Annotated in this window: 11 protein-coding genes; 1 reads left to right on the top strand and 10 read right to left on the bottom strand. The window is 40.9% G+C overall.

The window, feature by feature from the left end; all coding sequences use genetic code 11:
• Positions 1 to 151: 151 nt before the first annotated feature.
• The 9 genes from DESDI_RS07275 to DESDI_RS07240 all read right to left on the bottom strand — a co-directional run bounded on the left by DESDI_RS07275 (position 152) and on the right by DESDI_RS07240 (position 9,503).
• Positions 152 to 448, bottom strand: a complete 297-nt coding sequence (locus DESDI_RS07275) for an AMP-binding protein (protein ID WP_083879891.1) — start codon at positions 446 to 448, stop codon at positions 152 to 154.
• Positions 449 to 540: 92 nt separating this feature from the next.
• Positions 541 to 2,214 carry an FAD-dependent oxidoreductase gene (locus DESDI_RS07270; protein ID WP_015261989.1) on the bottom strand — a complete coding sequence of 558 codons (1,674 nt, stop codon included), beginning with the start codon at positions 2,212 to 2,214 and terminating at the stop codon, positions 541 to 543.
• Between the two features lie 19 nt (positions 2,215 to 2,233).
• Positions 2,234 to 2,458, bottom strand: coding sequence for a 4Fe-4S dicluster domain-containing protein (locus DESDI_RS17605; RefSeq protein WP_015261988.1), 225 nt, complete (start codon positions 2,456 to 2,458; stop codon positions 2,234 to 2,236).
• A gap of 121 nt (positions 2,459 to 2,579) precedes the next feature.
• Positions 2,580 to 3,800, bottom strand: coding sequence for an MFS transporter (locus DESDI_RS07265; RefSeq protein WP_015261987.1), 1,221 nt, complete (start codon positions 3,798 to 3,800; stop codon positions 2,580 to 2,582).
• A gap of 21 nt (positions 3,801 to 3,821) precedes the next feature.
• The gene (locus DESDI_RS07260) at positions 3,822 to 5,369 is read right to left on the bottom strand and encodes an SLC13 family permease (RefSeq protein WP_083879853.1); all 1,548 of its coding nucleotides are present in this window, start codon (positions 5,367 to 5,369) and stop codon (positions 3,822 to 3,824) included.
• A gap of 110 nt (positions 5,370 to 5,479) precedes the next feature.
• Positions 5,480 to 7,156 (bottom strand): FAD-dependent oxidoreductase, encoded by a 1,677-nt coding sequence (locus DESDI_RS07255; RefSeq protein ID WP_015261985.1) that lies wholly within the window; start codon positions 7,154 to 7,156, stop codon positions 5,480 to 5,482.
• A 13-nt stretch (positions 7,157 to 7,169) separates the two neighbouring features.
• Positions 7,170 to 7,403, bottom strand: coding sequence for a 4Fe-4S dicluster domain-containing protein (locus DESDI_RS07250; protein ID WP_015261984.1), 234 nt, complete (start codon positions 7,401 to 7,403; stop codon positions 7,170 to 7,172).
• Positions 7,404 to 7,614: 211 nt separating this feature from the next.
• Positions 7,615 to 7,830 carry a 4Fe-4S dicluster domain-containing protein gene (locus DESDI_RS07245; protein WP_015261983.1) on the bottom strand — a complete coding sequence of 72 codons (216 nt, stop codon included), beginning with the start codon at positions 7,828 to 7,830 and terminating at the stop codon, positions 7,615 to 7,617.
• Between the two features lie 32 nt (positions 7,831 to 7,862).
• Positions 7,863 to 9,503, bottom strand: a complete 1,641-nt coding sequence (locus tag DESDI_RS07240) for an FAD-dependent oxidoreductase (RefSeq protein ID WP_015261982.1) — start codon at positions 9,501 to 9,503, stop codon at positions 7,863 to 7,865.
• Between the two features lie 299 nt (positions 9,504 to 9,802).
• On the opposite strand from DESDI_RS07240, the gene DESDI_RS17295 reads away from it, so the two are divergent.
• A complete protein-coding gene (locus tag DESDI_RS17295; protein ID WP_015261981.1) occupies positions 9,803 to 10,516 on the top strand; it encodes a Crp/Fnr family transcriptional regulator in 714 nt (237 codons plus the stop codon).
• Positions 10,517 to 10,937: 421 nt separating this feature from the next.
• On the opposite strand, the gene larAH10 is transcribed toward DESDI_RS17295, so the two are convergent.
• Positions 10,938 to 12,242, bottom strand: a complete 1,305-nt coding sequence (larAH10, locus tag DESDI_RS07230; protein WP_015261980.1) for an NPN-dependent 2-hydroxyacid racemase, LarAH10 family — start codon at positions 12,240 to 12,242, stop codon at positions 10,938 to 10,940.
• Between the last annotated feature and the right edge of the window lie 22 nt (positions 12,243 to 12,264).

Here is a 12,264-nt window from a genome sequence, read left to right as displayed (position 1 = left end):
TCTATATTGATATTTCTCCTTCAAGGCTCAAAGTCCTCTTATTCGCTTCCTTGACAATGGCTTACCCTTCGCTTAATCAAACCTAACACCGACCGAGACCTTGGCTTCTACTATTGACTGACTAATCTCTGATGAGTTCTCAGAAAGATTCTTAAAAGCAGTTTGTACCTTTCCAATTACGGATTGAATTCCTATTACAGTGCCCCACTTCACGATAAGCGACATCCATAGATAAGCACATCCATAGATAACCAACTACATCATTCACATCGACATCTCCAGTTAAAAGCCAGCCGTCACGGAGGGTTTCATGGGTTGCCTTCGGGTTCTTATAATACCCCAGCATCATACTTGGTGACTTTAATGCAATTTCGCCAGCCTCGCTGATATCCGCTGAACAAAGCGGTTCTTTATGTTCAATCCAAAAAAAAGCGCCCTTCAGCTTCATAAGAAACCAAATAGCGCTATTTGCAAATTTGAAATTAGCTGCCAGATTTACGTCCACACTTAATGTTTAATCTTACAAATGAAAAGTTCTTTTTAGTAGCTTTTTCTCCATTCTAATTTTGAGCTTCCATTTTCATTTTGAATCGTAATAAACATCCCGTTAAGCAATGGATTGGTAAAGGTATAGTCTGATCTTTTGTGCATACCCCTAGTTTCTTTTCTTTCCATTGCAGTTTTCATAACCAATTTACCCACTAGTAACAAATCGAAGGACTCCAGTGCTCTCATCAATTCATGAGAATCTTTGCATGTCATGGAGTTCTTAGCATTACTTTCTAACTGTCTTAAATACTCCAGACCAGATGACAATAGTGTTTCCGAACGAACGAACGTAACACCGGCATAATCATCCATAATTTGTTGCACCGCCATGTTTAGTTCTTTCCACGGAGAGCCCTCTTCACGAGTCATCAATTTAGTATAGAACTCTTGTGCTTTTTTGACTGTTGGATGGTTTTCAATATCATAAGAAACAATTTGCCCTTTCGAACGGGCAGAAGCATGTTCACCGGCGATTCTTCCCATTACCGCAGCACCGGCAATATCACATCTAAAATTACCTACTTCATCTCCAGCAGCGTAGAGGCCATCGACATTGGTTGAACCATTTTCATCGATTTGAATACCTCTGCCAATCAGGAACGGTTTGTATTTAGTAAACTCCACCATACTCTTGCCGAGATCAATACCTTGTTTTTCCATGGCATCTATTAAGGAAGTATCTCCTTCACACTTGAGACCCCACATCATATATTCCATATCTTTAGGTGCTGTTTCAGAACAATCCATAAACACAGGACCAGTTCCATTTTGGTTCTTTTCGGTGAATACAGAATGCCAGACATCAGCTGTTATATCCCCATACTCTTTAGTGGGCTTTGTAACAAATGGGCCAACCGGCTTACCAGAAGAATCTTTTAATACACCTATCCACGTCGCTTTACCCGCACGCTCAAAATATTTAGGGCCTGCATGGGTATTTGGTATTTCCAAGTTGACTAATTTTGCTCCAACTCTATACGCTGCAGCACGACCTGTCCCGGCGTTGGCCGGACTAAAAGCAGTATTACACATCATACCCCCTGTAATAGAAGGATATAATCTAACAGCTTGCCCTGTTGCCGAAATTACACTGTCTGCTTTAAACAATTTGATTTCAGGCTCGAGCTTTGATATATCAACACCTATTGCTCCTATGATCTTGCCATTTTCATTAGTTAAAAACTCGGTTATGGGTGTTTTATTCTCAATTATAACACCACGCTTAAGAGCCTGCTCCGTTAAAACGCCTTTTTGATTTTCGCCATTATATTTCAGAAAGATTCTCATTCTGCCCGGGAATGCATGCCCATTAAATTCCCATTCATCATGGGGTCTCATGTCAATACCCCATTTATGCCAATCCTTAACACACTCAAAAGTCCGTTTGATAAACTTCATTTGAATAGAAACATCAGCATTTCCGCCAACCATACTCTGTTGATATTCAGCCAGGAAACCTTCCGGGGCTCCATGAACTTCTGGAATATAGCAAACAAAATGGTCATTACCAGTGGCACCGGAGCCACTACGTCTTGAGTCTGCTTTATCAGCCAAAATTACTTTTGCTCCATTATCAGCTGCAGCGATGGCCGCCATCAGACCTGCTATACCACCACCCACTACCAATACTTCACATTCTCTAATTTGTTTATTAGTTTCCACCATTTTAGCACCCCCTAAATTTTCACTTGACTGAATTCACTGACAGCAGCATCAACGGTAATGGGTATCTTAATGTGATAGCATCTACCGGACAATCCAATGCACATGCATTACAATGCCAGCACTCATCAGGATAACGAACTTCGGGAACTTCATCAGGTACTGTCGGACCAAACACATCCATAGTACAGATCTGTGCGCATTCTTCACACAAAATACACTTATTCTTGTCGATTACTGGAGGCATAGGTATCACTCTCCCTTAATAATTTTTATATTTCCCTTATATATAAAGGGAAGGGAAACCATTGTTTTGATTATCAGTCATCTATTGCTCCCTATTAGCAGACATTTCGAGATCAATTCCACTAGTTTATCTTGATAGGCTTAATGAAATAAGACATTATTCCGCCTAACACAGATAGCACTATACCCAAAACAAACATTATGTCATAGCTACCTACTAGATCAAAAACATACCCCGCAAAAAACGACCCAAACGCGGCCCCACTAGCCTCCGTAAGACCCAAGACCCCTGTAATAACACCTAAAGCGACTAAACCGAACATTTCTGCAGAAAACGTAAACCTTAAAACAGCCTGACCTCCCCACGAAATTCCGAATAATGTAGCAAAAAGGAATAACCCCCACAACTGTCGAGTATACCCACCCCAAATTAAAGCAACTCCCATAGTACAGAAACTAATAAAATAGGCATTCCTACAACCAATTTTGTCAGCCAAAAAACCAACTCCTACCCTGCCAATGATACTTGAAAAAGTGAGAACTGCCATTACATTGGCTCCCTCGGTTAAAGAATAACCCAAATCCTGGACATGGGTAGCTGTATGCGCTAAAAAGGTACATCTACAAAATCCAAAGCTCAAAAACATTACGGCAATCATCCAAAATTGTCCGGTACTTATCGCTCTTCTTAATGATAAACCTACTTCCAGCGGTTTTTTAGCATCTTGGTTTATTGTTGATTTCTCTCTATTTTCACCTTGAGAGTTAGACAATCTCCCCGGATCCCTGCGCAAGAGTAACCCAGATATTACTATCAACGGCAGAGAAATATAACTCAGGATAAGATAGGCGGTTCGCCAATCATAATTTACGATTAACCAGCCGACAAGTGGAGAAAATATTAAACCGCCTATCCCCATTCCGGATTGGACAATACCTGAGACGGTCCCCCGATTCTTAACAAACCATCTTGCGATGGTTGTCATAATAGGAACTGTGGCAGTACTAAGCCCGATTGAACCCACAAAAATATACACAAATTGATATTGCCATAAAACCGTGACCCTTGATAACAATAAGTATGCTAAGGCTAAGAATGATCCGAATACTGTAACAACTAGACGTGGGCCTAATTTATCAGTTAACTTACCCATTCCCAAAGCACAGATTGCCTGCACTATAGTCGATAGGGAATAGGCTAGGGCAATATCCGCCCGCTCCCACTCGAATTGGTCAATTATCGGTTTGACAAAAACACCAAATGTGGAATACGTTCCCCAAGCGGTAAGCCAAACAATAAACCCACCAACTATTATCGCGTATCCATAGTCATTTTTTTTCATTAGCAACACGTCAATTCTTCATTAAAACTTAATAATCATCGAAGCGAGTGGGTACATAATAAAAGCAAGCGCAAAAACCCAAGCAATTGTGAAAGGTAAGCCAGCTTTAACAAAGTCATTCATAGGAATCCGGCCTGTGGAAAATGGAACCATGTGGACAGGCGTACTAATTGGAATTAAGTAGGTACCTCCAACCGCTGCCATACCCACAGCAAGAACTGCCGCCAATGGATTTCCTCCGATAGCACCGATTAAACTTGCCGTAATCGGTACGGATAGAGCAATCAAGGGCATTTGCAAGCCTAATTGGCTTAAGAGACTTACGATGGTCACCAGTATAAAAACCACCATAATTGTGGGCAAATCACCAACTGCTCCTTGTAGAATGCCTGTAATGTACTTCAACAGACCAGTCTCGGTAAAAGCAGCTGGTAAGGTAAAGGTTACGGCAATAAAAATCAATAATCCAAAATCGACAGCCTTTGAGGCATCTTTCCAACCAATCGTATATTCGCGTTTTTTCCAGTCGAGTGGAACGATTAACAATAGCAACGCGACCAGCAAAGCAACTTTTTCCATACTCAAATATTTATTAAGTATTAAAGTCGTGGGATTTTGAGCTCCCAGAGTCATCGTTGCCATACCGGGTATCACCCATAAAATCAAGGCTAAAACAATGGCAATACCAGCGTACAATTCTCTTCTAGTGACTTTACCTAGATTCTTATAGTCCTGGACAATGTTTACCCTTGCTGCATCAATGTCCATCGCATTAGACGCTTCTTTTTTAAAGAAGACTGCGAAAAGTGCCAACATAACTACAAACATCAAAAGGGCAACGGGTAGACAAGTAATAAACCAAAGCCCAAAGGGAATACTTGTACCCAACACATTTTGAGTAACGCCAATCAAGAGAAAGTTAGGCGCAGTCGCACCAATCGGAGTTATAATTCCACCGATAACTGATGGAAAGGCAGTACTTAGCAAAAGTAAAGTGGTTAATTTGCCTCTAAACGGAGCACCCAAATTATCAAGCAAGGGTATGGTTAGACTAATCATGAGAATAGTTACTGGTATATTGGGCATCACAGAGCTTAATATCATTGTTACAAGTGAAACTGCTATCGCCATACGCCAGACGCTATTAACCGATGGCCTAGTGACAGTCCATAGGGCTATCCTTTTTCCTAACCCAGACGCCCCTAGAGATTCTACCAAAATGAATGCACCGATTACCATGAAAATAGCCGTGTGTCCTAAATTCGGATAAACCTTTTCCGGGGGAAGAATATTCAAAATAGGAAGTAACAGAATAACTAACAGAGATGTAGTTGGTACGGCAAAAGGCTCACAAACCCACCATACAATAGCCCATAAGGTAACTCCCAAACAACGCCAAGCGATATCTGTTAACCCAGACGGTGGAGCGATAACAAACTCAAGTAGAAGGAATAAAATGGGACCCAGAAAGAAGCCGATAGTTCTTTTCGTTTTCTCGTTCTTAAACTCTTTTTCACTAAGTGAATTCTTTAGTTCATTTAATTCACTCCATAGTGCCATCTTAATCATCTCCCTTCATCCATTGATCTTAAATCTTAATATTAAGATGTGGTGAGATAAATGGGGCAAGAAGATGCGTATGTTAATACGTTTAACAACAATCTTGCCCTTACTAAATACTATCGCTTCTTATTTCTGAATTCAGTTTTAAAACCGTCTTTAGTTAATTCAATAGTTTGGAATTTATTATTCAGCAGTGGATTTGTGTAAGTGAAGTCTGTGCGTTTGTGAGTGCCTCTGGTCTCTTTACGATTTTCAGAACAAATAGCTACTGCCTCGCCCACTTCAATTAAATCAAATACTTCTAGAGCCCTCATCAGCTCATGAGCATTCTCAGCCATTAACTGTTCATGAGCGTATCGTTTTAAATCGCGTACATAGCTTAATCCAGCTTTCATAAGTGATTCTGAGCGAACCTTCATGCCAACATAGTCATTCATTATTTGCTGTAGCATTGAGTTTGCTTCTTTCCAGTGAGCACCTACTTCTCTGCCCAAGACCTTATTACATAGTTCGATTTTTTCCGTAACGAGAGGATGGTTACTAACATCATAGTCCCCCACCGTCTTGGCATATTCACTGGCACTTTCTCCGGAAATTTGACCGAATACAGCAGCACTTGTGATATCCCCACGAACGTTTCCTGTCATATTACCTGCCGCATAAAGACCGGGAACTGTTGTACTGCTATCTAAGCCAATGTCGGGGCCACGGGCAGTAAGGGTATATTCATAAGTAGTGAATTCAAACATATCTTTGTGCAAATCCAGATTATATTGATCAAAATAATCGACAAGTGAAGTATCGCCTTCCGAAGCAAATGCTTTCATCATGTAATCCAGATCATCATCACTTGTTCCGGAACAATTCATATACACGGGACCTGTTCCATCATCCATTTTCTCCTTGAAAACACCCGGCCAGATGTCCGCCATAACATCGCCTAATTCGCGAGTTGGCTGGGAAACAAACGGACCAATCGGCTTACCCTTGATATCTGACAGCACACCTATCCAGGTAGCTTTGCCACAACGAGCAAAATATTTAGGGCCCGCATGATTATAAGGAAGATCCAAATTGACAAGACGTGCTCCTGCTCTTAAAGCCATCGCCTGACCACTACCACTGGATGCGGGACAGAAAGCAGTATTGAACGGATATGCGGGGTTAGGACCCGGATATAGCCTTGGCGAGTCACCTGTGCCTAATATTACTGATTTTGCCTGGAATACAACAACTTCAGGCTCTTCATCAGCAATATTAATACCGATAGCACCAACAATACGCCCCTCGTCATTTTTTAATAATTCACATATAGGTGTTTTATTCATTATTTTGGCGCCTTGTCTCAGGGCTTCCTTTGTCAAACATGGTTTTTGATCATGTCCGTCATATTTTAAATGATATCTTCTTCGTCCGGGCATAGCATGACCCATGAAGGACCATTTACCTGTAGGTCGCATACTAATGCCATAGGATTCCCATTTTTGCACCAGCTCGAAGGAACGCTCCATCATGAGCCTGAATAAATCAAAATCCTGAATGGGGCCGACTAAAGTTTCCGAACACTCAAGTATAATTTCATTGAAATCATTGCCATGGTACTCCGGAATATAACACATGAAATGATCGTTGCCGGTAGAGCCACTTCCTGAACGGCGAGTATCTGCTTTCTCAGTAATGATAACTTTCGCACCTTTTTCAGCAGCCGCAATTGCTGCTTGCAGTCCGGCAATACCGCCGCCTATGATCAGCACATCTGATTTAATAACATCTTTTCTAACCTTGACTTGCATTATTTATCACCTCCTAAGCATTTGGTACTTCCATATGCAACATCATATGGGACAATGGATATCTAATTTTAATGGCTTCTTTTGGGCAATCAATTACGCACGCTCTGCAGTACCAGCATTCATCAGGATACTTGACAACCATTTCCTTTTCCTGATTCTTCATTTCGACCCTGATTACATCCAGTGGACAAATTTGCGCACATATGCCACACTTATTGCATTTATTCTGGTCGATTACGGGCGGCATAAAACCTCACCTCACCTTTCAAAGGTATTAGTTATCCCTATTTAAATTATAAATTTGTTCTATGGCAAAAACTGTATCTATGGATACACATAATTAAAGTTTTTCCATGTGTTTTTCAACTTAAAGACTCTCTGAATATACCCAAACAAAAAAGCTCTCCAAATCCAAGACTTAGAGAGCTTGACAACTATACTATAACCATAATTCGCTATTACTCCATATAGCTTATCATCATTTGCAATGGTGTCCTTAACTTAATAGCCCCCACCGGGCACTCAGCAACACATGCTGCTTCATGCCAACATTCCTCAGGGTAAGATACTACCGGCACCTCTCCTTCAACTGAATTATAAAACACATCATGTGGGCAAACATCGTAACACTTTCCGCAAGAAATACACATCTCTTTATTAATGATCGGTGGCATACGACCATCTCCTTTCAATAATAGCCTCCAATTTATTTCCAGACAAACATTGGGCTACCGTCATAATTTTTTCTAGCCAAATGGGCTTTACCCGTTAAAATAGGGTTCGTAATTGGATAATCCGGCCTAATATGATTGGCACCTCTTGTTTCCTTGCGATCCAAAGCACCGGTAAATATTAGTTGGCCAATATCAATTAGATTAAATACTTCTAAACAGTGCATCAGTTCATGTGAATTCTCGGCTACGAGGCGCTCATGGGCTTTTGTTTTCAATCGATATAAGTTCACAAGACCGGCTTGCAGTCCATCCTCACACCGAACACTTTCTGCATAATCTCGCATAATTTGTTGTAAGGCTTGGCTAGTCTCTTGCCATTTAGGGCCTTCTTTACGTTTTCTTAACTCTTCGATTTCAGTTTTCGCCATACTCGTTGATTTTTCCAAGGCATTTGATTTACTTGCTGTTCTGCGTCCAGCATATACGGATGCATTTTTACCCGCCGATCTACCGAATACAGCAGCACACGATATTCCACCCATGGACTCATCTCCAGCTGCATATAAACCTTCTACCGAAGTCTCACCATTCTTATTGTAAGGAATTCCCGACCAGCAACACATATCAAAGGTCATAAATTCTACTGGATGCTTTCTTAGATCTATGCCTTCTTCTTCCAGATGATTTAGTAAACCTCCATTGCCTTCTTGCAGAAGCCAATGGTTCACATAAGCAAGGTCATCATTAGACATGCCTCGACCATCCATATAAATAGGGCCCTTACCTTGTTTTATATAATCAGCAAAAATACTCTTATTTACCTCGGTTGTCATATCACTATAGTATCGATCTGGTTCAGTCATAAACGGTCCTACCGGTTTGCCTTGTCTATTCCTTAAGACGCCTATCCACGTGGCTTGACCGGCTCGATTATAATATTTGGGACCAGCGTGACGAGAAGTCAGTTCAATGTTCATTAGATCCGCACCTGCTCTATAAGCCATTGCTCTTCCGTCACAAGTATTTGTTGCAGGGAAAGGTCTATTAAAATCATGTAGTGTAGCACTTGGATACATTCTGGTGCCTAACCCGGTTGCTAAAATAACAGCTTTTGCATCGAATTCATATAACTTATCTTCCCGAGTACTTATACCCAGAGCTCCGACAACTCCATTTTCGTCTTTAATCAGATCATAAATCATTACCCTATTGATTATTGTGACGCCCCGCTCTCTAGCCTGTTTAGTTAAGACGGGTTTCTGATTTTCACCGGAATACTTCAGATGGTTAAGAATTTGTCCCTTAAAACTATGTCCGGCAAACTCATATCTGCCTTCATACTTCATGGGAATACCCCATTTGTCCCAGAGTTTAATAATATCGAAAGTATTCTGAAACCAAAAGTCAGCAGCCTCCTTGCCAATTTCCGAAATTTTTCCCGCCATTTGACCGTAATATAGGTCTTTGGCAAATTCACTATAATCGCCATGAACTTCTGGAATATAACAATGAAAATGGTCATTGCCCATGCCACCAGCGCCACTTCGTTCGGTATAAGCTTTCTCAGCTACTACTACTTTCGCCCCATTATCTGCGGCTTCAATCGCGGCCATCAAGCCTGCTATACCACCCCCTACACATAAAACATCGCAAGTTATTTTTTCGACTTCCATATGATTTCCCTCCCTTATTTGATATAACACTATTGAATAGCAAAATTTATTATTGCGTGTCCATATAAATTACAAGCATGTCATATTTTTTATGTTATGATGATTATAGTTTTTTAATATACAGAATACTGTATCTGTAGATACATGTTGTGAACTTTAGTTTGCTAATCTTCCTGTTCCTAGAGAGGAGGAGATGATACAACCGATTAAGTTATTGAACTCACTTTCACATTTTGGTATCCTATTGCTTCTTAGATACGCCTGAACTAATTATATTGCTTATAGGGGAGGCTTATTTCATGTTAACTGAATCTACATCCATTTCGCATATTATTAGTTTTTTCGATCAGCCACAAACACAAGCATCAGAAATTGAATTGAGCCGATTGAAAGATACAGGTTGTAAAATCATTTGCCCTAATAACAAAATTTTCATCCATTTTGGCGAATTTGCTAACGGCATGTATCTACTATATAAAGGTAAAGCAAACGCTCGAGTAATGTCACTGCAAGGTAATAAATTAATAATTTTTACTATGAAACCTTTATGTACTTTTGGTGAAGCTCCCTTTCTGAACAATCATAAATCAAATTTAGAGATAGAAGTACACTCTGGATCAGTATTATACTATTTTGATAATAACTGTATTAAATATTTAACTGAAGAAAGTAGTCTATTTAAAGATTTAATTATTAAATCAATCATGTTGAAAGCCCAAATTTCTGTAGATCACCTTTTGGATATCTACAATCTTTCTCCCGAGCAACGAGTTTCAAAATCTTTATACCATCTATGTATTGATCACGGGATTAAAACCTCTGATAATAAATATATTTTGAATATCTCTCAAGAGGACATAGCTACCTTTTCGGGTCTATCACGAGTTACTGTTGCGAGAATCTATAGTAAATTACGGGACAATGATATCTTATCTAAATCTTATAAATCAAAAAGGAACTTGACTGTTAGTCTGGAAAAGCTATCGAAATATATTGATTCCTTTCCCTTATAACTAATATTGAATGGTTTCTCACCCCACCCAAAAAGCCGGTTAGAGTGGAATTAGTTCCACACCCTAACCGGCTTTTACATCATGTTTTATGATACCTGATTTCCCCATCGAATCGGTTGTTTATCAATCATAGGTATCAAAAAGAAGGTAATCGCACCAACGATCCACACTAGATAGATTACGTGCGTGAGGTCGTCAACTGACGACCCTCAGTATGAACCCCTCCGTTCCTTTGACCAGCTTTGAAGCATAAAAGCTAATTCCAAATAACACGATAATATATAGAATTGCAATCAACAGAGGAAAATTGAACATCTGCACCTTACATATATTAAGCTTAAACTAAAAACGGGTATGATGGGATTTATTAGGGAATACTACTATTTTTCTATCCTGCAACCCCTTTGTAATAAACAAAACTTTACCCTTTTTGATATAGAGGAATTGTCGCTCCCCCATAGGGCATGATGATAATCTCTTGATTTTCTCTGTCCACTTGCGCTAATTCTAAAGCTTCGACAAGGGAGTTAACTCCGGTCATCCCCATAGGCTTCACCTGCTCAGGTTCAATCATCGAATATAAAATGACTTTCGCCTTGCGCGCTGATTCTACAGCAGCATAGAAAATATAGCCGGGAATCGTAAAGTTCTTACGGAGCTCAGGATCAAGCTTTTGCTCCTTAAGTGGCTCACTCCAGCCAAAAAACTCATCCGCTCCGGCACCCTCACGACATCCCGCCAGAACGAGAATCGTCCCTCCGGGCTTGACCGCTAAGGCAGCATTAAATAAGGTCTTCGTGCTTTGATAAAGAGAGATATCTTTGGGGAAACCTCCGCAGCTGGCAATCACCAGATCGGCTTTTTTGCCAATCGGTACCCCATAATTTTCATCAGCCCATACACAGCCCTCTTCCCAAGCCTTCAGCCAATGACCCGCGAAGAGCTTGGCAACTCGTCCATCCGTATGGATCACAGCATTGACGAGAAAGTCCGGATTCACAAATTGGGTCGCATCGACCATATCCTCATGTAAAGGATTATCGATGAGTGCTCCTACCCCGATCAAGGGGTTAGACCGTTCCGCATTGGGATCTAAAGAGTGCAGATGGTTTTGCGCAATGGTTTCTCTGCTGGCTACACCCGGAAGAATTGACTTGCGCCCCCCACCGAAACCTGCCATTAAGTGGTGTACGATTCCACCAGTAAGGATAACCTTGCGCTCGACCACCAAACGATTAACGACAACTTCCGTTCCTCGTGGAGTTGTTCCAACCGATACCATCTCCGAATGATCGCAGTCATGGTCGATTATCTCAAGACGAGAATACATCTCTGCGCCGACAACTCTTTTTTTCTCCTCAGCTGTCTGCCCGCGATGAGTGCCGGTAGCAGTCAAGATAAGTATATCCTTATCGGGTATGCCCAACGAATTCAAGCGATTCACAAGGGTCGGCAAATATTCATGTAGCTTAACCAGACGGGTGATATCGCTGACGACGATCGTCACCTGATCACCTGCCTTAAAAAGGGCGTTAAAAGGCGGCGAAGCAATCGGAGCATCGAGAACTTTGTTCACTTCCTTGGTTACATCCTCGATAGGCTGAATATCTTTCGCCTGGAGCTCCTGGATTATCTGATCCGGATTCAGCGCTAGGCTAAGATACTCTTCATCATATTTAAACTTATACTCTCGTCTCATCCCTATCACATCCCTTTCGTCGCTCATGGCTTTTCTCCCTATTGTAAGC

The organism is Desulfitobacterium dichloroeliminans LMG P-21439 (genome assembly GCF_000243135.2).
Lineage (GTDB): Bacteria > Bacillota > Desulfitobacteriia > Desulfitobacteriales > Desulfitobacteriaceae > Desulfitobacterium > Desulfitobacterium dichloroeliminans.
This window is presented reverse-complemented; position numbering and strand designations above follow the sequence as displayed.